Genomic DNA, 24,363 nt, shown 5'->3' on the forward strand with positions numbered 1-24,363 from the left:
CTTAATTTATTGACACAAGCAGTGCCGCCTCGGCAATCAATCTGCTATCATTCACTGGTAAAAATCCTTAACAATCTGGACTTCATGGCAACTGATCGTGGAAAAGGACATACAAGCCACCTGCGCTGCTTAGCTCAAGTCGCAAGGCGGTGGTGTGCTGCCACTCTGCTGCTCCTGTCACAAATCCCGAATGCAGCCTATTCAGATGTCATCGTTCCGTTTGATGGTGGCACAGACCTGCGCCGCGTTGCAAAACTATACCTTGGTGATGCTGATCTATGGCCCGCAATCCTGAAGGCAAGTGGGTTAGACGATTTGGCCGAGCTCGGCGAGGGACAAGTTCTCACCGTTCCCACGGACGAAGTCTCGGCGGCTCACTCTGCGCTGGCAAATTCTCTCGCACGTATTCAACAAGCCAATGCCATCGGTGCACAGGTGTTTGCCTATGAGCAAATCAGCAAGGCCATCTCTTTGCATGACGCTGCGCTGGACGCAGAGAAAGCCCGCCTGTGGCTTAAAACAATAGCCCTGGCGGTAGATGCAGACACAACAGCAGGTCAAGCCTACGACCTGTCAGAGGTCACAAGAAACAAGGCAGCAGAAGCCAGACTCAGCGACCGCCAGGGCTGGGTGGAAGGGCAAAGACCTGAAGACCTTGGCTGGGATGGACGAGAGCTGAATGCAATCCTGGTGGAGGAGGAGAAACTCAGAACCCTGTCCCGCTCCACCGCGCAGATTACATTCCGTGACTCCGGCCGCTTGCGCCTGAACGCAAACTCCCACGCTGTTATTCAGCGGATACGGGTTGATCCGTTGAAAAAACGAGAAGATGCCAAAGTCAGTCTCGTCGAAGGCGACTTCTATGCCCTCTTGGGTGGCAGCTCTGATCGCAAGAGCCTCGAAGTCGACGTTCCGGATGTAAATGCCCAGATCGATTCCGGGGACTTCTGGGTCCGCCAAGATGTAAGCGGGGCAAAGTTCACCAATTACGACGATGAACGCGTCGAAATTGTCGCGCGTGGTGAACGCGTTTCCCTCGGTCGCAACGAAGGTGTCGTGATCCGTGCAGGTGGAAAGCCTCGATCCAAGACCAAATTACTTACGGAACCAGCTCTGCTGGATCCAGCCGACGACGGGCTTGTGTTTAACTCGGTCACAGACGTTTCCTGGCAGGCTGTCGACAATGCTGCCGGTTACTGGCTGGAAGTTGCCCATGACCCGAATTTCAATCAGATGGTCGATTCTGCTTCCGGGCTCACCGACACAAGTTTTACGCTTAAAGGCCTCGACATTGGCACTTACTACTGGCGCATTGCTGCTCTCGACCAGTTCGGTTTGCCAGGGAGCCGGAGCCGATCACGTCGGTTCCACATGCGCATAGATACCGCACCTCCATTTCTCAGGTTGGAAGCGCCGCTGTCTGACAAAGTTTACCGGACCTCTCAAGCTGAAGTTGCCGGGGAAACCGAACCCGGAGCTCGCGTGACCATCAACGGAGAGTCTGCCTTGGTTCTCAAGGACGGACACTTTCGTTTGCCCTTGTCTTTACAGCCTGGCCCCAACTTGCTGACCGTGACCGCACTGGACAGTGCCGACAATGAGACGACACTGTCCCGAGAGATCGTCTACACACCAGACACAAATGCCAAAGTGTCCTACAGCGAAGATATTCCCCGTATATCGGCTCGTCATTTTCTGAGCGCCAGCGACGACATTTCCCTCCACGGCAAAACGGAAGCTGACGCCCGGCTAAGAATTCTGAGTGCTGATCAAAGCGTCCTTGCAGAAACCACCAGCAGCGCTTCCGGCCAATTTGCAGTGACGTTTCCGCTGTCCCAGCCGACCGAAATGTTCACGCTCAGCATCACCAGTGCATCCGGCTTTGAAAGTCTGGACACCTTTGAGGTTACCCAAGACCTTGTGCCGCCCGAGATCAAGCTGGAAGCCCCTCTGCCTCGCATGACTTCAGTAGAGTGGCTCGCAATCCGCGGAACGATTACCGGTGCCGACAGTGTGACCTTCAACGGACGCCGGATTCCGCTAGCCGGGGACGCCTTCGATGAAGTCATCACCCTGACAGATGGACCCAATACGCTGGAAATGTCTGCCAGCGACCTCGCCGGCAATCTGATGGTCAAAAGCTGGAAAGTTACACTGGATCAGACTCCACCGGCCTATGTCAGTCATACGGTGAAACCAGCGTCGGGTGGGCGCATCAATATCGAGGTCCAAGCTGCCGACGACAACGGTTTGGCCAAGACAGCGCCGTTTACCCTGTTCACAAACGGCGAAGAAGTTAACGGTTTCTTACGCTACAACAAACTCAGCAGAACCTACAAGGGTGTGGTGAACGTGGCATCGGCACTGGAGACAGACATACGTCTGGAAAATATCGAACTTCAGGATGATGCAGGTAACCAGGCAAGGATCCGGCTGAGATGAGGAAGATGGTCGCTGGAATGTATTTGATCAAAGCGCATCTTGAGAAAATGAAGCGGGCATTCAATCATGTTCGCGTGATTGCTGTTGGCATTGCCTGTGCCACTCTTCTTGCCAATTCACCGGCCTACGCTCAAAGCTCAAAACCGATTGATGTGCCGCTGCTGGTGACCTATGGCGCAGAAGCCCCGACACGTGAGGGCGACCCGACCCACCGGCAGATCATCTATATCGAAGTTCCAAAGACCCTCAAACAGCGTATCTATATTCGCCTTTTCGATCCCGACACGGGCGGCGATCATGACCTGCTCTATGGTCCGGCAAACACGCAGACACGCTTTATCCTGTTCGGCGGAGAAGGTGCCTTTCCAGAGAACCCTTCATCGGGACGGGACGTGTCTGACGCCGAACTGACCAGTGGCTCACTGCTGACCGAAAAGACCTACGGCGACAGCACCCGTTTCGACAATCAGTGGACCAATTTTGCATTCGTATCGCCTGATCAGGGCGAAGAACTTGGAGCCAAGCGTATTTTCCGGCTGGTTGTTGACGGCGCTGAAGGAAATGACGGCAATCTCTATGGCGTTGCGGTCAGCCTGAAAGACAAGCGTCAGGTCGACGTCAAAGACGCCAAGCTGTTTTCCTATGCGCCAACCATACGGGTGCCCGATACAGACACCTTGACTGAACTCCGTTTTACCGCACCAGAAACAGCCACCCGTCTGGCCATCGACAATTTCGATGCAGCCCACGGTAAAGTTGCCCTGACCACAGCTTTCCGGTCCGTCCCCCTGACGCCTTCAGGGCAGGATGAATGGCGCTCGGATCAGATAGAACTGGCCATCGACGAACTCGGCAAGCCTGCGGCAATAACCCTGTCCGGCGGGCATGAAATCCCGAATGATGCCACGTTCTTCATTACGGTGCGGACAGACAAATTGCTGCCGCTGGACCTGCCGCCTTTCAACTGGGTTCCGAACAACCGTCCAGACATCCAGGCAACGGCCACCATGCTCGGCGGTTGCACATCCGTCGCCTTTGACGCCAGCGGAACACGCGATGCCGATGGTGACCGCCTGTCCTACCTTTGGCGTTTTTCCGACGGCACCACTATGACCGGCCCTTCAGTTGTCAAACCCTATGAAGCGACTGGACATTTCTCCGAACGACTGGAAGTCACGGATTCGTCCGGGCAAATCGCCCATGGCAGCGCTCAAGAGCTGGACGTCCTCATTCGCCGTGCACCGGTGCCACGCATTTCAGTTCCCGGAATTGTGGCGACCGGCGAAACTATAACGCTGGACGGATCCGGTTCGACTTCAGATGGTGTCAAAATCCAGCACTACGACTGGACTTTCAACGATGGCACTGAAGCAATCGGCCCACGGATCACGCGAAGTTTTTCCGCTCCCGGCGTGTATCAAACAACGCTGAGCATCCAGGACAACTCTGGCCATCCTTGTGATACGGCGGAACTCACCACCTCTATTCTCGCCAATGCAGCACCAGTGGCCGTCGCCGGAACCAACCAGCGTACCGAAATAGGCACAGAGCTGATATTCGACGGGTCAGACAGCTACGATACCGATGGCCAACTCACGTCTCATCTTTGGGACATGGGAGATGGGACCGCGATCGACGGAGAGATCGTCCAACATGCGTTTTCCGAGCCCGGAAACTATGCTGTGTCGCTCAAGGTCACTGACGATACGAGCGTATCCAATAATTCTTCTGTCGATACGGTTCAGGTGTTTGTCAACGCCCCCCCAGTCGCAGACGCCGGACCAGACCAAGCCGTTGCTCTTGCCGAAGTAGTAGAGTTCGACGGATCAGCGTCCAATGACCCTGATGGCAAGATCATTTCCTATCTGTGGGATTTCGGAGACGGGACAACAGCCACCGGTGAAACAACCACTTATGCTTATGCTGCCCCCGGCACCTTTGAGGTGCGTCTGACGATCACAGATGATTCAGGCACAAGAAGTCAGACGGCTTTCGATATGGCAAGCATTCGGGTCAATGCCCCGCCAGTCGCAAATGCTGGCCCCGATCAAGTCGTCACAGCCAGCGCCGTCCAGTTTGATGGCAGTGCATCCTCAGATACAGATGATCAGATCGAGCGTTTCGAGTGGGATTTCGGCGACGGCAGCACCGGGAGAGGTGCAGCGCCGAACCACGTCTACGCACGGCCCGGAACCTATCCTGTCAGGCTCACAGTCACTGATGCTTCAGGGACTGTGCGCAACAGTGACAGCGACCTTGTCCTCATCACAATCAACAGCCCGCCTATCGCTGACGCTGGGCCTAATCTGATCGGGGCACCTGGTGAAGAGCTTATCTTCCAGGCCTCACGCTCAATTGATCCGGACGGAGACATCGCCGCCTATGAATGGGACTTCAAGGACGGCACTCAAGCGACCGGTGAAATTACGGCACATAGCTTTGCGAAACCTGGCCGCTATTTCGTCCAACTGAAGGTGACGGATAACACAGGCCACGCCAAAGCCATCGACTACGATGAAACCGAAGTGTTCATCAACGCCCCACCTGTTGCCAATGCAGGCGATGACATCCGCGTGGCACCCGGTCAGATATTCACGCTGGATGCCGGACGGTCTTCTGACAGTGACGGCTCAGTCACCGACTTCCGCTGGGATATCACGGGAATCGATGAGCCATTTTATACCGAGACGGTGGACCTCTCGCTGACCGAGCCGGGAAGCTATACAGCCTTGCTGACCGTCTCAGACGACAGCGGTGTGGAGAACAGCCTTTCCGAAGATAAAGTCACCATCCGGGTGAACCACGCGCCATTTGCAGATGCAGGCGACGACGTCTTTACCGGCGACAGTCTGGTTCTGTTTGACGCTGGCAAGTCCCTCGATGCAGATGGCGATGGCCTAACCTACACTTGGGATTTTGCAGACGGTCAAACAGCCGAGGGCGCGCAAGTCGCCCACACCTTTGCCGCTGGTGGAACCTATCCGGTTGTTCTGACAGTAAGCGATGGCACGGGCTTGTCGAATGGCACGGACCGGGATGCGATGACGGTCACCATCAATCATGCGCCTGTGGCTGAAGCAGGCGAGAATGCTGAAATCTGCACAGGCGACATTCTTGTGCTGGATGGCAGCAAGTCGCGCGATCCCGATGGCGGCGTCCTGAAATACGCTTGGGACTTCGGCGACGGTGACAGCTCGGATATCGTCAACCCGACCAAGAAGTATCGACGTGGCGGCTCCTATCCTGTCACCCTGACCGTGACGGACAACTCTGGCCTCAGCAACAACCAAGCCAAAGACCGGATTGCGGTGACTGTCAATCAGGCCCCCGTAGCCGATGCCGGGGCAGACATGAAGATCTGCGCCAATACGGAAGTCTTCTTTGACGGGTCGAAGTCCTGGGATGCGGACGGCGTCGTGAACAGGTATCTCTGGGACTTTGGTGACGGCAGATCTTCCGGCGGCGACAAGCCCGGACATTCTTTCAGAAAGCCTGGCACATACCGTGTTCGCCTCACCATCGAAGGTGATCAGGTAGGACAGTGCGACACAAGAGCGACCGATGAAATCAAGGTTGAGGTCATTGCCGCTCCGGTGCCAAGGATTGAAGCTGTCACGTCAGTTCCTGTCGGCGCACCGATGACACTTGATGGCTCAACCTCTTATCTTGATGGCGGACTGATCACAGGCTGGAGCTGGGACTTTGGCGATGGAACAAGCGCAGAAGGCGCTTTGCAAACCCACGTCTTCAAGGAACCTGGCGTCTATCGTATTGCATTGAAAGTCGATAGCGATGCGGCCTCAAGCGACTGCGCTGCCATCACCGGATATCACGAGGTCACTGTCAATGCAGCGCCAATTGCAGACGCTGGCGAAGACATCGTTGTTGGTGTCAACGAAGAGTTTGTGCTGGACGGCTCGGCTTCCAGCGATCCCGACGGAGCCCTGGCAAGCCATACCTGGGTTCTCGGTGATGGAAGCACATTCGAAGGCGTCGCCGTGCGTCATCGCTTTGCCGCCCCAGGCCGCTATGAAATCAGCCTCACAGTGACCGATACGGCTGGCCTCGCCAATTCTTCTGCAACTGACACGCTCACAGTGGTTGTTCATGATGGCGTTGCTGCCGTTCTGGAAGCTCCGGATGCCGTGTGTGTGGGCGAAGAGGTGACATTGTCCGCAGCCCGCTCCACGAGCCAGGAAGCACCAATCATTGGCTTCGACTGGTCCTTTGGTGATGGCACCAAAGCCAATGCGGAGACGGTGACCAAGCGGTTCGTTTCCCCGGGTCGCTATAATGTCTCCGTTCTTGTCGATGACGGAATGGGCCGGACCTCAAGCCAGCGGGAAGCGTCAAAAATCATTCTGGTCAATCAGCCCCCCATCGCGGTCGCTGGACCAAACAGACTGGCTTGCCCAGGCGCGCCCGTGCGGTTCGATGCATCTGCTTCCAGCGATGCTGACGGAGCAATTGGCCGCTATGAATGGGACTTCGGCGACGGAATGATTGGGGCCGGAGTCACACCGGAGCACAGCTTCGACCGACCTGGCACCTACAACATCACACTCAAAGTCACAGACACATCCGGCGCATCCTGCAGCGTTCAGGAGGACACTCTCACTGTCACCGTCAATGCGCCGCCTGCGGCCGACGCCGGTCCAGACCGGGAGATTTTCGTTGGCGGTGCAAATGATGCGGAGCAGTTCAGCGCCTGGCGATCTTATGATCCGGACGGTACGGATCTGGATCACGTGTGGGACTTTGGCCCCGATGGGAAGCAGCGCGGCGAACGGGTGTCCCAAAGCTTCAGCGCCCCTGGAGACTATGAGGTCAAGCTCACCGTGTCAGACGGCAGTGGTCTTTCATGTGGCACAGCATCTGATAATGTGACAGTGAAGGTTCGGGAGCGGGAAGCCTATTAGGGCATCACCTAGAATGTAGCTCCCCTTCAGGCGGGGGCACTCCATGAGACTTACACTGCGCAAAAAGCTGCTGCTGTTCTCCGTTGTGATTGCAGTTTTACCGCTGCTGATCGCCGGGGAAACCTTGATCCGCATTGCGCGGGATGAGCTGAAGAGCTCCGCCAACGATCAGCTGACGGCCACCGCCCGCCAAATCAGCGACATGATTGACAGCTCCTATCGGGATGCCTGGCTGGCCCCTTTGTCCCTGATCGCCAATGCGATCGACGACGACACCCTCAATATTGATGCCAAAATTGCACTTCTGACCCTCGGGATCGCAGATCTGCCGGATATCGTTGCGCTGCAAATCACAGTTGAAGGCAGCCAGAAGCCGCTTCTTGTGACACGGGAGGGCTACAGCCAATCTCTTGAAAAGGCAGGTCTGGATCCACTTGAGATCCTGCGCGTTCCGCCTGAGATGATTGCTGAATTTCTTGAGGGCGACCACACACTTGGCCGAAGCACCGCCCATCCGGTGGACTCTGATATATGGCTTGCTACACTCGCATTACCACTCAAGAAGCCCTTGAATGGCCTCCCTGCGACCTTGTCCGCCCGCATCGATCTAACACGGCTGAGCGAATACGTGCGCACGCACTCTTTTACCCGAACCGGCTCCATCACAATTGTTGATGCCAATGGTCAGCAGATGCTCAGCCGCAACGATATCAACATTGCCGATCATGCAATTGTCGAGGAAGCCAGCAGCCTGATTTCCCTGCAGACCGGCTTGATATCCGTGAAGCCTTATGCCCGCCCGGACGGGGAAGTCATGCTGGGTGCTTTCTCCTTTCCGCACCCGTTCGATTGGGCCGTGATCGTGGAAAAAAGCGAGGCAGCAGCCTATTTCACCATCGATGTGATGGTGCGCAACCTCTTGATCTGGGTTGGTGCCGGGCTTGTCGTGGCCGGGATCGGGGCTGTCCTGTTTTCCCTCGGCATTTCCCGGCCGATCCTGAAAATTGGTCAGGCCGCCATTGAAGTCGGCAAGGGCAACTTTCAGGCGAGGGTCGTCGGGGTCAAGAGCCAGGATGAAATCGGCGAACTGGCAGGCCGCATCAACGAGATGATCGGCCAGGTCAATGAGCGCTTCCAGCTGGCCAAATTTGTTTCTCACGGCACTATTGACGCAATTCAGAAATCGGACTCCGGCGATGTCAAACTTGGCGGATCGCGCAAGAGAGTTGCCATCCTTTTTGCGGATATTCGCGGCTATACAGCGTTCTCCGAAACCCGCGAACCGGAAGTCGTTGTCGAGGTTTTGAACTATTACTTCGCCAATCAAGGCGAGGCGGTCTCCCGCAACAACGGCGACATCGACAAGTTCGTCGGCGATCAGTTGATGGCGATTTTCCAGGGACCGGACATGTCGTCCGATGCCTTGCGGTGCGCCGCTGAAATCCAGGACATCATGGAACGCTCGGCCAAAGAACACCCGGACTGGCAATTGGATATCGGCATTGGCGTCGATGTGGGAGATGTGGTGGTCGGAGCCATGGGCAGCCCGGAGCGGATGGATTACACGGTGCTTGGTGATCATGTAAATCTTGCCGCTCGGCTGTGCTCCGCTGCAGCTCCACAGGAAACCATGATTTCCGATGCAGTCTATGCGGAGACGAAAACGCTCGACGGCTTCACCTTTGCCCCACTGGAGCCGATCCGGGTCAAGGGTAAGGCGGCAGCGATTGAGGTCTATGGGGTGGAGGGGTCCGGCACCGCGTAAGCCTGCCTGCAAGATCCCGCCAGGACAAAACCCGCCGTAAGGTTTCCCTTCGGCGTTGCGCTGCATTACAACTCCATCTGTCCTTCGGCCGCTCCTGAAAGAACGGGGTGGCAGGCGCTCTGCGGCCTTGCCGCGCGCGCTGGGAGTGTGGGAGGTAGGAAGTGACAAGGCGTTTTGCGCCTGCCCGGATTTTGTGTCCCAAATGACAGGCTTGCGCCTTTCTCTTTTCTGCGCCCCGGAAGTAGATCGTCCGCCGGTTTGCCAGATACGAGACCCGTCCCCAAAGCCTGCAGCGTCAATCCCCGCTGCAAGCCTCAAGGTGCCTGTCACCGGATATGAACCCGGTCCGTTACACCAGGCCCAATCCTCAAAATCCGGTCCCCGCCACCGCGTCCGGCCCTTTTCCATGGATTGGCCGACAACGGCCCCGCGTGATGGGAACAGACCTAGAGTAGGGCAGGTTATAAGGAGGAGGATAAGGTTTTTTTGGAAATGGGTAGGGGACTGAAAAGGCTAGGGTTTTGATTAGGGGGATTGTGGGGAAGCGGTGGGACGGGTTGTTCGCAGCGCCAATTGCGAATGACAATGTGTGGAGGCCTATAGCGGACAGGCAAGTTTCGAGCATCGAATTTCCGGAACTGAAATCCGGTTGGTTTCGGAACGTTGGCACTTCAGCCCCAAAGCGAACATACCCATCGTCCTTATTAAAAGTCAGGCTTTATAGGTTTGCATTCCATCCATCCAAGTTTCAAGGATCTGGATGTCTTTGATCTGATCCGGATCAACAGCACGTGGGTCTTTGGCCAGGATCACCAGATCAGCAAATTTCCCAACTTCGAGGCTGCCGACTTCATGGTCTGAAAAGAGCTGCCAAGCCGCTTCGGACGTAACGGCACGGATCGCAGATTCTACCGAGATCCTTTCTTGAGGAGCGAGCACGTAATCCGGTTCCTTCCAAGTCTTGCGTGTGACCGCCATTTCAATCATGTGGAGCGGGTCCGGATCGGTGACCATGAAGTCGGAGTGAAGCGTGAAGCCCACACCGGCTTGCTGGACCGCATGACAGCGGTCCAGCAACTGTGCCTTTTCCTCGCCGAACACGTTGTCGCGCATGGTGACACCCCAGAAATGGACGTGACCGATAAGGAAGCTGGCGGATACGCCGAGGTCTTTCATCCGCGTAATCTGATCGTCATGCAGGATGGAGCAGTGCTCGATCCGGGGGCGCACTTTCGACAAATCAATCCCGGCATCGCGCAGAGCCTCACAGGTGTCGAGTATAGTGTCGATCGCAGCATCTCCATTGCCGTGAATGGCGAGATGCCAGCCCTTTGCCGCGCGCTCCAGTGCAACCGCCGTCAACTCATCAGGCTGCATGTAGGCAAGACCGCGATCATCGCTGTTGAGATACGGTTCTCTTTGCAGGCCCGTGAAGCCTTGGTTGGATCCATCAGCTACCAGTTTGTATCCGGCTATGCGCGCTAGGGCGGTCCCATCATTTTGCGCGATCCCCGCCGCGTCCCATACGTCCGCGCCAAGTGTATAAAACGGATAGGCCCGTATACGTGCAGACATCCGTCCCGATTGCGCTGCGGCCGCCATCACTTGCGCATCCGCCGGGGACTGAGCCAAAGCCCCCAGACTGAGTTCCGAGACTGTCGTTAGTCCTTTCGCACTCCAATTGTCCAGCAAGCGGATCAAGTCTTCTAACGGATCGACTGACGTCATGGCCGGGTAACTGCTCACCACCTGGAGGAACGCGACATTGTTTTTCATCGTTCCGGTCAGGTTACCGTTTTCATCCCGGACGAATTCCCCGCCCTCCGGATTTTCAATTTCCGCGTCGATCCCTGCCACTTCGAACGCTTTTGAGTTGGCGTAGGCAAGATGTCCGGACGCATTCAGGACAAAAATCGGGTGTTCTGTGGACGCTGCATCCAGCTCCTTGAATGTTAAGGCATCGGGGCCGTCCTGCACGGCCGGATCGAAGTTGCGGAAGACAAGCCACTCACCAGACGGCGTTTCAGCAACACGAGACGCAATATACTCAAGGACCTGTGCCGCGGTCGAAAAGCGGGCCATCCCGACATAATCCATGATTGCATCGACCACGGAGCCGGAAACGACATGAGTATGCGCATCAATGAAGCCAGGTAAAATCGTCCTGCCTTCCAGATCAATTACCTTCGCACCGGCACCGGCAGTTTCCAGTACGGTGTCTTCGGAACCAACTGCCAATATTTTATTGCCCCGAATGGCAAGGGCTTGCGCTACACTAAAATCGGCGTCCACCGTCAGGATCGTTCCGCCTTTGAACACAATTGTTGCCCCGGCTTGAGCCAAAGCTGCGTTTGGCATGGTTGCGACAAACCCTGCTGTTGCCAAACCTCCTTTGAGGAAATCACGCCTGCCGACACCCGCCCAATCTATGCCCCAATTGCACGACCAGCCTTTTTCATTGGCCGCTTCAGCCTTGATGTCCTGTATTGGTTTGCTGCGATAAAAGAGACGCCCAAACGTTCCGTCACAGCAAGCACAGCCAAAGCGTTCTATTTTCATTGCCTGGGTTCCTATACGTCCCGATCAGATACCAAAGCTTGGAATTCGAGAATTCCTCAACCGATCATGCAGCACAACTGTAATTTAGAGTTGCATATTGCGGCCATTCTTTCAAACCGCAACGAACGGGAGGCGACCATTTCCAACCCTCTGGCCGCAACCACACATGGATTGGATCTCCGATCAAGTCGGGGATGACCGCCGGGGGTGGGGCAAGGGACAGGGAGCTGAGTTCAGGGAGCGCATCTGGAGCCTGAAGCTCCACGCCACTTTCAGATCGGCACTCGGCTCTGCTTCACTGGTTCAAAATGACCCGGGAGCGGTTCTCACGGGCGGTCACCCCGGACTTGATCCGGGGTCCAATACCCCTCCAGGCAGAATGGAGAGCGGATTTCACTGGTGTGGATCTGCTTTCGGTCACATCCACCCTTCTGGCCTATGCCGCACAGTGGATTGGCCCCCCGATCTAGTCGGGGATGACCGCCGGGGGTGGGACATGCGCCCTAAACCAGACAGCCCAGCAATTCTGCTTCCGTGATCAGGCCTAGCGGTGTGCCGCCGTCAGCGACCAGAATGCTGCCCGAAACGCCCTGTTTCATGCGGATGACCTCACGCAGCGGGGTTCCGGGGCTGCATGTGGCCGCGTCGGACAGATCCGCGCCATTGACCTCAACCATGATGTCCCGAGCGCGCAGAACGTTCAGCGGGTTCATGTGGCCGACGAAATCAGCGACATAGGGCGTCGCCGGCTTGCTTACGATTTCCTGCGGCGTGCCGAGCTGGATCACCCGCCCCCCTTCCATGATCGCAATGCGCGAGCCGATCTTGGCGGCTTCATCCAGATCATGACTGACAAAAATGATGGTGCGGTTGAGGGTCTTCTGAAGATCCAGGAGTTCATCCTGCAGGCGATCCCGAATGAGCGGATCAAGCGCGGAAAAGGGTTCATCCATCAACAGGATCGGCGCATCTGTTGCGAAGGCACGGGCCAGGCCGACACGCTGCTGCATGCCGCCGGAAAGCTCATGGACATACTTGCCGCCCCAGCCATCCAGACCGACCAGCTTCAGCTGATCATTGACCCGGTCTTTCAGCTCCTTGCCGGACACTCCGGCCAGCTCAAGGCCGAAGCCAACGTTATGGGCAACCGTGCGCCACGGCAGCAAGGCGAATTGCTGGAACACCATGGCGATGCGCTTGCGGCGCAAATGTCTCAGTTCCTGTGGCGAGCAGGTGGCCGGATTGACCAGACTGTCGCCATCACGCACTTCGACGGTTCCCCGGATCACCGGGTTCAGTCCATTCACCGCTCTGAGCAGGGTTGATTTCCCCGAGCCCGAGAGGCCCATGAGAACGATCACCTCGCCCTCGATGATGTCAAAGCGGGCCCCGGCGACACCGAGTATCTGTCCGGTTTCACTTTGAATTTCTTCGCGGGTCTTGCCTTGATCGATCAGCGGCAGAGCGCTTGTCGGCTTGTTGCCGAAGACGATATCGACGTCTTTAAACGTTACAATCGGCTTTGCCATCACTTGGCTCCTCCTGACTTTTCAGTGCGGAAAAACCGGTCGAGCACGATGGCGATCAGAACGATTGCCACACCGACTTCAAAGCCCTTGGCGATGTTCACGGTGTTCAGCGCGCGCAGGGTTGGAACGCCGAGACCGTCGGCTCCGACCAGGGCTGCAATCACGACCATGGAGAGCGACAGCATGATGGTCTGGGTCAGGCCCGCCATGATCTGCGGCAGAGCGTAGGGAAGTTCGATCTTCCACAGCAGCTGAGACTTGGTGGCGCCAAAGGCCTGTCCCGCCTCAAGCAGATGGGTGGGCGTTGACGACACGCCGAGCTGGGTCAAACGGATCGGAGAGGGAATCGCGAAAATAACGGTCGCGATCAACCCGGGCACCATGCCAAGACCGAACAGGATCAGCGCAGGGATCAGATAGACGAAGGTCGGGATCGTTTGCATCAGATCGAGGATCGGGCGCAGAACCGCGAACAACTTCGGTCTATGTGCGGCAGCCACGCCGATCGGAACGCCAATCACCATACAGACGACGGAGGCGGCCACGACCAGCGCCAGTGTCTCGGTGGTTTCTTCCCAGTAACCCTGATTGATGATCAGCAGCAGGCTGGCGATGACAAAGATCGGAAAGGAAACATTGCGCCGGACGAGGTAGGCAAGGCCACCTGCGATGGCAACGATCGCAAGTGGATGGGGAGCCTGCAGGAGCCAGAGAATTCCGTCGATCATCGTTTCGAGGCCCAAAGATATGGCATCAAAAAACCAATAGGCATTGTCTGTCAGCCAATCGACGAAAAGTTTTGCCCAATGCCCAATCGGAATCTTGTACTCAGTCAGCCAATCCAAGTGCCGCTCCCATTTTTCATGCAATCAAATACAATTGCGCCGGAGACGAGCCCCGGCGCAAAAGGTTCATTCTTTAAAGGCCAAGAGCGCCCTTGACCGCCGGGAAGGCCTCGCCACCATCAAAGGTGGTCACACCTGCAAGCCAACCCTCGAAGGTTGCCGGGTGGGTTTTCAGCCAGGCCTTGGCAGCATCCATAGGCTCGGTGCCATCGTTCAGGATAGCGCCCATGATCTCGTTTTCCATGGCCAGCGAGAATTCCAGATTCTCAAGCAGCTTGCCAACATTGGGACACTCGGCAACATAGCCAGCGCGGACGTTGGTGTAGACTGTCGCCCCACCGTAGTTCGGGCCAAAGAAATCATCGCCACCTTCAAGATACGCCATATCGAAATTGGCGTTCATCGGATGCGGTTCCCAGCCGAGGAACACAATATCCTGGTCGCGCTTTTCAGAACGGGCGACCTGGGCCAGCATGCCCTGCTCGGAGGATTCAACAACTTCAAAGCCCTTAAGACCGAAAGCATCTGAATCAATCATGTCGATGATCAGACGGTTGCCATCGTTGCCCGCTTCAATGCCGTAGATCTTGCCATCAAGATCGTCCTTGAACTTGGCAATGTCAGCAAAGCTCTTCAGGCCCTTGTCGTAAGTCGCTTTCGTCACGGCAAGCGTGTATTTCGCGCCTTCCAGATTGGCCCGAACAGTCTCGACCGATCCGTCTTCACGGTAGGCCTTGATGTCGCCTTCCATGGTCGGCATCCAATTGCCGAGAAACACGTCAATGTCCTTGTTCTTCAACGACGCATAGGTCACTGGAACGGACAGGATCTTGGTATCAGTGTCGTAGCCCAGCGCCTGCAGGACAGTTGATGTGGCGGCTGTGGTTGCTGTGATGTCGGTCCAGCCAACATCCGAGAAGCGCACGGTCTTGCAGCTTTCAGAGTCAGCAGCAAAAGCAGTTCCGGTCAACACGACAGTCAAAGCAACACCACCGGCAAGCTTGGCAACAAGGTTCATAAAAACGTCCTCCGATTTACAGGTTCACACATGCTTAGCAGGCGTTCCGCGTGACACAACAGCCGTTGAGCCAAATGCCACCCAAAGCGCCTCCGAAAAAATCCCTATGCTGCTAAAGGAAACACCTGAGGATCCATTTTGCAAGTTTTCATTGATTGAACGTTCAATTAAAAATACAAGATCGATCAACTGGAGATCCGAATGCCCAAGATTGGAATGGAAGCCGAAAGACGCCGGAGCCTGATAGCTGCAACTGTGGATGCCATCCACGAGCGTGGATACTCAGACGTGACCGTTGCGCAAATCGCCAAGCGCGCCGGTGTATCAAGCGGGCTTGCCCTGCATTACTTCGGCTCCAAGGATCAGCTTCTGGCTGCAACCATGCGACACCTGCTGAAGGATCTTGGTGATCGCATCCGGGAGCGGCTGTCGAAAGCCCATGGCCCGCGCCAACGAATTTCCGCCATCATCGAAGGGAATTTCGCGCCAGATCAGTTTCGCGATGCAGTCATCGCTGCATGGCTGGCCTTCTACGTGCAGTCCCGCACCACCCAGACCAACCGCCGCCTGCTGCAGATCTACTCTGCCCGGCTGGCCTCCAACCTGACGTACAATCTGCGCCGGTTCATGCCCCGTGATGATGCGCGGCTGGTTGCGGAAGGCACAGCTGCGATGATTGACGGCGTGTGGTTGAGGCAAGCCCTCAAAGACGGCCCAAGCGCGCCGTCCCGCGCCATCGAGATGGTCGAAACCTACGTTGAAATCCAAATCAGGTACCACACGGAAAATACCACGCGCAGAGGCGCCAAGAACAAGATCATATTGCAATGACCCCAGCATTCGACTTCATCATCATCGGAGCAGGTTCGGCAGGTTGTGCTCTGGCAAGCCGATTGTCGGAAGACCCGGCAAACAAGGTTCTTGTTCTGGAATTCGGCGGCACAGATGCAGGGCCCTTCATCCAGATGCCTGCGGCCCTGTCCTACCCCATGAGCATGTCCCGCTACGACTGGGGCTATGAAAGCGACCCGGAACCGCATCTTGGGGGACGCCGACTGGCAACCCCGCGCGGCAAAGTGGTCGGCGGATCTTCCTCAATCAATGGCATGGTTTATGTGCGCGGTCATGCGTGTGACTTTGACACCTGGGAAGACATGGGCGCGAGCGGCTGGGGATACCGCGACGTGCTGCCATACTACCAACGGATGGAGCACAGCCACGGTGGCCAGACCGGCTGGCGCGGCACGTCAGGGCCTTTGCATGTCACCCGTGGCACCAAATGGAACCCGCTGTTCGATGTCTTCAAGGCTGCAGGAGAAGAGGCTGGTTATGGCGTCACCGCAGACTACAATGGCGAGCGGCAGGAAGGCTTTTCCGATATGGAAATGACCGTCCACAAAGGCCGTCGCTGGTCTGCTGCAAATGCTTATCTGAAACCAGCCATGAAACGCAGCAATGTCGATTTGATCAAGGGCGCATTGGTTCGCAGGATCATCGTTGAGAACAACCGCGCTGTTAGTGTCGAGTATGAAATCGGCGGTGAACTCATGATCACCAAAGCCCGCAGGGAAGTGGTTCTGGCCGCGTCTTCGATCAACTCTCCGAAAATCCTGATGCAATCAGGCATCGGACCAGCCGGTCATCTGACCGAACACGGCATTGATGTCATTGCCGACCGTCCCGGTGTTGGCGCAAATCTGCAGGACCATCTGGAACTCTACATCCAGCAGGCCTGCACGCAGCCGATCACGCTTTACAAACATTGGAACCTTGTCTCCAAAGGCCTGATCGGCTTGCAGTGGCTGCTGCAGGGCAAGGGGCTGGGCGCATCGAACCATTTTGAAGCCAGCGCCTTTATCCGGTCCAGGGCCGGAATCAAATACCCTGACATTCAGTATCATTTCCTGCCGTTCGCTGTGCGCTATGACGGCACAGCCGCTGCCGAGGGGCATGGCTTTCAGGCGCACGTCGGCCCCATGCGGTCCAAATCCCGTGGCCGCGTGTCACTGACTTCCGTCGACCCGAAGGCAAAACCATCGATCCTATTCAATTACATGTCCCACGAAGACGACTGGAGCGAGTTCCGCAAGGCTGTCAGGCTCACTCGCGAGATCTTCGGCCAGGAAGCCTTTGCGCCTTACCGGGGCAAGGAAATCCAGCCTGGCAGTGACGTTCAAAGCGATGATGAGCTTGATGGTTTTATTCGCGAGCACGCGGAAAGCGCATACCATCCTTGCGGCACATGCCGTATGGGCGCGGAAGATGATCCCATGGCCGTGGTTGACCCCAAGTGCCGCGTCATCGGCATTGATGGCCTGCGGGTGGCGGACAGTTCCATTTTCCCTCAAATCACCAATGGCAATCTGAACGGGCCATCCATCATGGTCGGCGAAAAAGCAGCAGATCATATTCTGGGCAAGGAGCCCCTGCCCTCGTCCAATCAAGAGCCATGGATCCATCCTGACTGGCAAACCAGCCAGCGTTAAGCTAAGCCCGAATTCAAAGATGATCATAGAACGAGAGACAGACATGCGCGCGCAACCCAAAGCCTCCCATTTTATCGACGGCCGCTATGTCGAGAGCAAAGCTGGTCAGAGTTTTAAGTCCATCTATCCAGCAACAGGCGAGACAATCGCAACCCTGAACAGCGCTGACGAGGAAACCATCAACGCTGCTGTTGAGAGCGCTGTTGCAGGCCAGAAAATCTGGGCAGCGACATCGCCCGTTGAGCGCGGCCGTGTGTTGCGCAAGGCAGCGGACCTCTTGCGGGAACGCAACCGCGAACTCTCCGAAATCGAAACACTCGACACAGGCAAACCCTTGCAGGAAACCCTTGTTGCAGATGCGGCCTCTGGCGCTGAGTGCCTTGAATATTACGGCGGCCTGGCGGCGACCCTAACGGGCGAGCATATCGATCTGGGCGGCTCATTTGCCTTGACCAAACGCGAGCCACTTGGTGTTTGTGTCGGCATCGGCGCATGGAATTACCCAATCCAGATTGCTTGCTGGAAAGCAGCACCAGCCCTCGTTTGCGGCAATGCCATGGTCTTCAAGCCGTCGGAAGTCACTCCGCTCAACGCGCTGAAGCTGGCTGAGGTCCTGATTGAGGCTGGCCTGCCAGCTGGCGTCTTCAATGTGGTTCAGGGCTTTGGCGATGTCGGCGCGCAGCTTGTCTCGCACCCTGATGTGGCCAAAGTCTCGCTGACTGGCTCTGTGCCGACCGGCGCCAAGGTAGCAGCCCTTGCCGGCGAGCACCTCAAAAAGACAACGCTGGAGTTGGGCGGCAAATCTCCGTTGATCATCTTCGAAGATGCCGACATTGAGAACGCCGTTTCGGCTGCCATCAATGCCAACTTCTATTCGACCGGCCAGATTTGCTCAAACGGAACGCGGGTTTTCGTTCACACAGCCATCAAGGATGCGTTTCTTGCAAGGTTGTCCGAGCGTACCGGCAATGCCGTCCTCGGCGATCCAATGAACGAGACCACCAGTGTCGGCCCTCTTGTCTCAAAACCGCAATTGGACAAGGTCCTCAGCTACATGAGCCTCGGGCAGGAAGAAGGCGCAAGGCTTGTATGCGGCGGCGGCGCGGCAAGTGTTCCGAATTTCCCGGATGGGCTTTTCGTCCAGCCAACGGTCTTTGCTGATGTGGAAGACACCATGCGCATTGCATGCGAAGAGATCTTCGGCCCGGTCATGTGTGTTCTTGATTTTGACGATGAAGCCGACGTGGTTTCACGGGCAAACGCGACCAGCTTTGGCCTTGCCGCTGGTGTCTTCACCAAGGATATCCAGCGCGCTTACCGGGTCACAGATCAACTGCAAGCTGGTACCTGCTGGATTAACACCTACAATCTGACGCCCGTCGAAATGCCATTTGGTGGCTATAAGAAATCAGGTATTGGCCGCGAGAATGGCCATGCAGGCATCGAATATTACAGTCAAGTCAAGAGCATTTACGTCGAAATGGACGGCGTCGAAAGCGCATTTTAAGCCACGTCTCAACCCCGGCTTCAATCAGAAACCGATTGGAGCCGGGCTATTTCTGACGCCGATATTCCCTGGGAGAGACTCCGAACCAACCTTTGGCAGCGCGCGAGAAGGCACTCAAGTCAGAGTAGCCCAGCAAGTAAGCCACTTCATTTATCTTCTTGCTTTTATCCGCCAGATACCGGACGGCCAGGGCTTTGCGCACCTGATCCAGAAGCTCACGAAAGGTTAGTCCCTCCGCTTCAAGGGTGCGCTGCAGGCTTCGAGTGGACATCCCAAGTGTGTCAGAAATCGATTGCAGATCGGGCCGACCATCCTTTAACGATGCAGAAACGGTATCGTAAATCCGGGCCATTGGACCAAGATCGGCTTTCTGTTGTTCAATGCGAGCTTCCGCGATGGCCTTCATCAATTTATAGAGGTTGCCATCACTTTTCGGCGGCACCGTATTAAGATAACAGACCGGCACGCCGACCCGATGCCGAGCGGCATTAAACTTGAGGTTCGGCCCCAGAACAGCTTGATATGTATCAATATCCTTGGGCTCCTCGTGCGCAAGCTCAACACTCAACACCACTTTTGTGTTGTCTAGCATGTACCGCAGCCGAGCGACAACGAACCCCATGAGACGCCCGGCATACTGAACTTGGCTACCCAGATGTTTCGGGAACTCCCAGCAAATGTACCTGCAGCTTCCCTCATACTCCAAAGTGCAAGAAAATGAATTGCTGATAAGGTTCTGATAGCGTTGCCAATTTTCCATCGCCTCTCCAACAGAGGGAGCGATTAGCCCGAGATAATCTGCTACGAAACCCGAACCAATCACTGGATTGACGCCAGTGCACAACCCAATTGAATCCGATCCAGTTAATTCGGCGAAATACTCATAGAGTTCCAAGACCTTGTCGAACGGCTGCAGTTTCTCCTGATCATTGGTTATATCAGGATCAAAGCCAATGTGATCTGCGATTTCATTCCAATCGAAACCGCTTTCAGTCATATGTTGTCGAGCTGCACTATAGGCAGCACCAATAATCTTATAAGTGTTGTCTGACATGATGGGCCATAAGGCATGCGAGGAGGCGATCGGCCGGGTCTAAATTGTCAATTTTCAGACCTCGAATGTCAAGTAGTTGAGCTAAGATAACCTAAGCAATATGTGCAGCCTCGCAGAATGGTGCATTCCCGCCTATAAGGATCCTATGAGAAAACTCGATGTTCTGATTATAGGTGCCGGGGCCGCCGGACTGATGTGTGCGATTGAAGCTGCAAAGCGCGGGCGACGCGTTCTGGTCATCGACCATGCGCGAAAACCCGCCGAGAAAATCAGGATATCCGGAGGAGGCAGATGTAACTTTACAAACCTGCATTGCTCGCCGGCCAATTTTCTGTCTCAAAATCCCCGGTTCCACATTTCTGCATTGAAACGCTACACGCAGCAGGACTTTCTGACCCTGGTGGAAAAACACCGGATTCCGTGGCACGAAAAAACACTCGGACAGCTGTTTTGCAACGACAGCGCCCAGAACATCATCGACATGCTGCTGACCGAATTGTCAGATGCTGGCGGCAAAATTCAGCTTGAAACCTCAGTAATTTCAATTGATAAGCCGGATGATCAGTTCAAGGTCGTGACAAACCACGAAGACATTCAGACGCACTCTCTTGTGATTGCGACCGGCGGCCCGTCCATTCCAAAGATGGGTGCGACAGGGTTTGGATATGAAATCGCCAACCGCTTCGGCATTGGGGTCATTCCAACACGTGCGGCCTTGGTGCCTCTGACCTTTTCCGATGCCAACAAGGATCTGTGCAAACGTCTGGCTGGCGTTTCCGTTGATGCCATTGTGAGTTTCGGCAAGACGTCTTTTCAGGAAGGTTTGCTGTTCACCCACCGAGGTTTATCCGGCCCTTCGATCTTGCAAATTTCGTCTTACTGGCAAGAAGGCAAACCGATTACGGTCAACCTGTCCCCCTCTCAGGACGCGTTTCAAGCCTTCAAGGCAGCACGGATTGCCACACCAAAACAGGACCTCAAGACCGCCCTCGGACAATTGCTTCCAAATCGTCTGGCAGATGAATTGTCAAAAGAATATAAATTGGTCGGACGACTTGCAGATTTGTCAGATAAGATACTTAAAAAAGCCGGTGATGCCATCAACAGTTGGCAACTGACCCCGGTCGGGACTGAAGGCAACCGAACCGCAGAAGTGACAATCGGAGGCATCGACACGAAAGAGCTGTCTTCCAAAACTCTGGAAGCCAACAAAGTTCCCGGACTCTATTTCATTGGTGAAGTTGTTGATGTCACGGGTCATCTGGGAGGCTTCAATTTCCAGTGGGCATGGGCCTCTGGTCACGCCGCCGGGCAAGCTGTTTAGGTTACGGACACAAGTATAACTTGATGTACGCTCCTCATTTCCTGTTATAATCGGCCTGATCAAGGGAGTTTGCATGGGCCGGGTAACAATTCACGATGTGGCGGAGAAGGCCGGTGTCAGCCTGGCCACCGTCGACAGGGTTTTGAACAAAAGGCCCGGCGTTCGCAAATCGACCATCGAAAAAGTCCATGAAGCCGTCAGCGCGTTGAACTATACGCCAGATGTATTTGCGGCAAATCTTGCAAAAAAACGCAGTTATCGCTTGCAATTCCTGATACCGAACGGGCCCAATGCCTTCATGGAAGACTTGACTCGCGAGGCTATTGGCCACGCTGAAGCGCTCCAGCGAGAACGGGTCAATATCCATATCGAGCCCATAGATGCCTTCGACGGGCACCGGGTCACCGGAACACTTGCAATACTAGACAAATCCGTCTGCGATGGTGTTGCCGTCGTTGCGCCCGCCTTTCCCGAAGTCCGTGCTGCGATTGACCGTTTGCAAGACCGTGGCGTTCACGTGGTGACCCTGGTGTCAGACCATCCGGTTTCCAATCGGCAGCATTTCATCGGGATCGACAATGTGGCAGCTGGCCGGGTTGCCGGTCGTTTGCTCGGCCGTTTTCTGCCGACAGCCCCCGCCAAGATCGCGTTCATAGTTGGCTCACTCGGGTTACGGGACCATGCAGATCGTTATGCAGGCTGCATTGAAGTTCTTGAGGCGGAGTATCCCCATCTACAGCTCCTGAAAGTGCACGAGGGCCGGGACGACAACGCCAAGAACAGAAACATTATCTTGAAACTCCTGGCCGAACATCCAGACTTGGCAGGGCTCTACAACATTGGCGCTGGCAACCGTGGCGTCATAGCTGCCTTGGACGATCTGAAGGGCGGCAGCGACATTACGTTCATCGGCCACGAACTGACACCCTACACACGCGAGGCGCTGATTTCGGGCACCATGGATGCCCTGATTGCGCAAGACCCAGGCCATGAAGTCCGGAGCGCGATACGGGTCCTCAAAGCCCTGTGCGACGGGGGGCCGATCGTGGAAGGCCAGGAACGCATCGGCATAGATATTTTCTTGAAGGACAATCTACCGGATTGATCCTCGGATACATCCGGCTGACATTTCAAACATGATAAACATTGAGGCGAGGCAATACAGTCTGGGAGGGCTGCCCGCGCCGGGAGGAGAAAAGATCAATGAGTGACGCGCCTCAGGTAATTCAAAACCCGATTCTTCCCGGCTTCAACCCGGACCCATCGATCTGCAGGGTCGGCGACGATTACTATATCGCCACCTCGACCTTCGAATGGTTCCCAGGCGTGCAGATCCACCATTCCAAAGATCTGGTTCACTGGAGGTTGATCACACGCCCCCTGAACCGCAAAAGCCAACTCGACATGCGCGGCAATCCGGACAGCGGCGGCATTTGGGCCCCGTGCCTGACCCATGCGGACGGCCGGTTCTGGCTCGTCTATACGGACGTCAAACGCAATGAGGGCAACTTCAAGGATGCGCATAATTACATCGTCACTGCGGAAAACATCGAAGGTCCGTGGTCAGACCCGATCTACGTCAATTCATCAGGCTTCGATCCGTCCCTTTTCCATGACAGTGACGGCCGCAAATGGTTCTCCAACATGTTTTGGGATCACCGCAGGAATCCAACCGCCTTTGCCGGTATCGTACTGCAGGAATTCGACCCAAAATCAAGCAAACTCGTCGGGCCGGTCAAGAACATTTTCAAAGGCACAGAGCGCGGCCTTGTGGAGGGGCCTCACCTCTACAAGCGCAATGACTATTATTATCTCCTCACAGCAGAAGGCGGGACTGGGTATCGCCATGCAGTGACGCTTGCCCGATCAAAACGCATCACCGGGCCTTATGAACTCCACCCGGACAAACATGTTGTCTCGTCGCTGACCTTTCCGGACAATCCGATCCAGCGCGCAGGTCACGGAGATATTGTCGAGAACCAGACCGGGGAAACCTATCTGGTGCACCTGATGGGCCGACCCGTTGCGGGCCTTAACCGCTGCCAGATGGGCCGTGAGACTTCTATACAAAAGTGCGTCTGGGGAGACGATGGCTGGCTCAGGCTGGAAGGCGAACCTCTGTGTCCGCAGTCAGAGGTTCCAGCCCCAGCCCTGCCTCCGCATCCATTCCCGGAAGAGCCCACCCGGCATGATTTTGACGAACCGGTCCTGCCATCGGCTTTTCAGTGGCTTCGCACACCACATCCGGAGCGCTTGTTTTCGCTCACTGACAGGCCCGGACATTTGCGTCTTTTCGGGCGGGAATCCATTGGCAGCTATTTTGAGCAGGCCCTAATTGCCCGGCGACAGACATCGAATAATTTCGTGGCCGAGACTTCTGTCGACTTTAACCCGGACACCGCGCAGCAAACCGCAGGACTGATTGCCTATTATGGCCGTTACCAGTTCTTTCTTTTGGCGATCACACAAGATGAGGTACTCGGACGATGCCTGACACTGCTGACATGTCCGGGCGATTATCCGTCCGGTACTCTTCAGCTTCCGCTCGGAGCCTTGCATGGGCTTGATGACGATGCCCCGGTACGCATGAAAATCGAAGTGAACGGCCTCTCGCTGCGGTTCTTCTATGCACAACAAGAACAGGAATGGTGCCGAATCGGCCCTGTCTTTGACGCCAGTATCCTGTCTGATGAGGCCGGCAGGGGAGAACACGGAAACTTTACCGGAGCATTCATTGGTATTCATGCCATGGATATTTCAGGCAATGGGCATCCGGCGGACTTCGATTTTTTCTCTTATTCTCAAACGCCTTGAGGCCGAGGTTGCAGCGCAACATACTCTAAACATAAGTTTCTTCGAGAAATCTCGACGCAAAAACTCAATTATTATCGTTGACGATGGGCGCGTCAGACCTC

The 24,363-nt window shown here is 55.8% G+C and carries 16 protein-coding genes; 10 read left to right on the forward strand and 6 right to left on the reverse strand.

All coding sequences use genetic code 11. The features are described from left to right. The first annotated feature begins 84 nt into the window (after window positions 1-84). Genes V6575_RS06190 through V6575_RS06200 form a run of 3 tightly spaced genes read left to right on the forward strand, consistent with a single transcriptional unit; the run spans window position 85 to window position 9,126 of the window. The gene (locus tag V6575_RS06190) at window positions 85-2,442 is read left to right on the forward strand and encodes a FecR domain-containing protein (RefSeq protein ID WP_340273294.1); all 2,358 of its coding nucleotides are present in this window, start codon (window positions 85-87) and stop codon (window positions 2,440-2,442) included. After that, window positions 2,439-7,361, forward strand: coding sequence for a PKD domain-containing protein (locus V6575_RS06195; RefSeq protein ID WP_340273295.1), 4,923 nt, complete (start codon window positions 2,439-2,441; stop codon window positions 7,359-7,361). The genes V6575_RS06190 and V6575_RS06195 overlap by 4 nt, the downstream gene beginning before the upstream one ends. A 43-nt stretch (window positions 7,362-7,404) precedes the next feature. After that, complete coding sequence (locus tag V6575_RS06200; RefSeq protein WP_340273296.1) at window positions 7,405-9,126, forward strand: adenylate/guanylate cyclase domain-containing protein; 1,722 nt, start codon at window positions 7,405-7,407, stop codon at window positions 9,124-9,126. A gap of 711 nt (window positions 9,127-9,837) precedes the next feature. Here the strand turns inward: V6575_RS06200 and V6575_RS06205 are convergent. Further along, window positions 9,838-11,685 carry an amidohydrolase gene (locus tag V6575_RS06205; RefSeq protein WP_340273297.1) on the reverse strand — a complete coding sequence of 616 codons (1,848 nt, stop codon included), beginning with the start codon at window positions 11,683-11,685 and terminating at the stop codon, window positions 9,838-9,840. Window positions 11,686-11,851: 166 nt separating this feature from the next. Here V6575_RS06205 and V6575_RS06210 point away from each other — a divergent pair, with 166 nt between their 5' ends. Then, window positions 11,852-12,223, forward strand: coding sequence for a hypothetical protein (locus tag V6575_RS06210; RefSeq protein ID WP_340273299.1), 372 nt, complete (start codon window positions 11,852-11,854; stop codon window positions 12,221-12,223). Here V6575_RS06210 and choV read toward each other — a convergent pair. From choV to V6575_RS06230, 4 genes are all read right to left on the reverse strand, one after another. After that, window positions 12,189-13,214, reverse strand: a complete 1,026-nt coding sequence (gene choV / locus V6575_RS06215; protein ID WP_340273300.1) for a choline ABC transporter ATP-binding protein — start codon at window positions 13,212-13,214, stop codon at window positions 12,189-12,191. The two genes, V6575_RS06210 and choV, sit on opposite strands and share 35 nt — an antisense overlap. Further along, window positions 13,214-14,059, reverse strand: coding sequence for a choline ABC transporter permease subunit (choW, locus tag V6575_RS06220; protein ID WP_340273302.1), 846 nt, complete (start codon window positions 14,057-14,059; stop codon window positions 13,214-13,216). The genes choV and choW overlap by 1 nt, the downstream gene beginning before the upstream one ends. 73 nt (window positions 14,060-14,132) lie before the next feature. Continuing rightward, window positions 14,133-15,077, reverse strand: a complete 945-nt coding sequence (locus V6575_RS06225) for a choline ABC transporter substrate-binding protein (RefSeq protein ID WP_340273303.1) — start codon at window positions 15,075-15,077, stop codon at window positions 14,133-14,135. A 24-nt stretch (window positions 15,078-15,101) separates the two neighbouring features. Next, window positions 15,102-15,266, reverse strand: a complete 165-nt coding sequence (locus V6575_RS06230) for a hypothetical protein (protein WP_340273304.1) — start codon at window positions 15,264-15,266, stop codon at window positions 15,102-15,104. A 12-nt stretch (window positions 15,267-15,278) separates the two neighbouring features. On the opposite strand from V6575_RS06230, the gene betI reads away from it, so the two are divergent. Genes betI through betB form a run of 3 tightly spaced genes read left to right on the forward strand, consistent with a single transcriptional unit; the run spans window position 15,279 to window position 19,070 of the window. Continuing rightward, window positions 15,279-15,908: a transcriptional regulator BetI gene (betI, locus tag V6575_RS06235; protein ID WP_340273305.1), complete on the forward strand. Its 630-nt coding sequence runs from the start codon at window positions 15,279-15,281 to the stop codon at window positions 15,906-15,908. Next, entirely contained in the window at window positions 15,905-17,563 is a 1,659-nt protein-coding gene (betA, locus tag V6575_RS06240) for a choline dehydrogenase (protein WP_340273306.1), read from the forward strand. Before betI ends, betA begins: the two co-directional genes overlap by 4 nt. 43 nt (window positions 17,564-17,606) lie before the next feature. Further along, entirely contained in the window at window positions 17,607-19,070 is a 1,464-nt protein-coding gene (gene betB / locus V6575_RS06245) for a betaine-aldehyde dehydrogenase (RefSeq protein ID WP_340273309.1), read from the forward strand. A gap of 46 nt (window positions 19,071-19,116) precedes the next feature. Here the strand turns inward: betB and V6575_RS06250 are convergent, their stop codons facing one another. After that, entirely contained in the window at window positions 19,117-20,124 is a 1,008-nt protein-coding gene (locus V6575_RS06250) for an AraC family transcriptional regulator (protein ID WP_340273310.1), read from the reverse strand. Window positions 20,125-20,269: 145 nt separating this feature from the next. Here V6575_RS06250 and V6575_RS06255 point away from each other — a divergent pair, with 145 nt between their 5' ends. From V6575_RS06255 to V6575_RS06265, 3 genes are all read left to right on the forward strand, one after another. Further along, on the forward strand, window positions 20,270-21,448 hold the full coding sequence (locus V6575_RS06255; RefSeq protein WP_340273312.1) for a BaiN/RdsA family NAD(P)/FAD-dependent oxidoreductase: 1,179 nt from the start codon (window positions 20,270-20,272) through the stop codon (window positions 21,446-21,448). A gap of 73 nt (window positions 21,449-21,521) precedes the next feature. Then, window positions 21,522-22,553, forward strand: a complete 1,032-nt coding sequence (locus tag V6575_RS06260; RefSeq protein WP_340273313.1) for a LacI family DNA-binding transcriptional regulator — start codon at window positions 21,522-21,524, stop codon at window positions 22,551-22,553. A 98-nt stretch (window positions 22,554-22,651) separates the two neighbouring features. Beyond that, window positions 22,652-24,262: a glycoside hydrolase family 43 protein gene (locus V6575_RS06265; RefSeq protein ID WP_340273314.1), complete on the forward strand. Its 1,611-nt coding sequence runs from the start codon at window positions 22,652-22,654 to the stop codon at window positions 24,260-24,262. Window positions 24,263-24,363 lie beyond the last annotated feature (101 nt).

Origin of the sequence: Roseibium algae, assembly GCF_037783265.1 — a bacterium.
In the GTDB taxonomy this organism is placed as follows: domain Bacteria; phylum Pseudomonadota; class Alphaproteobacteria; order Rhizobiales; family Stappiaceae; genus Roseibium; species Roseibium algae.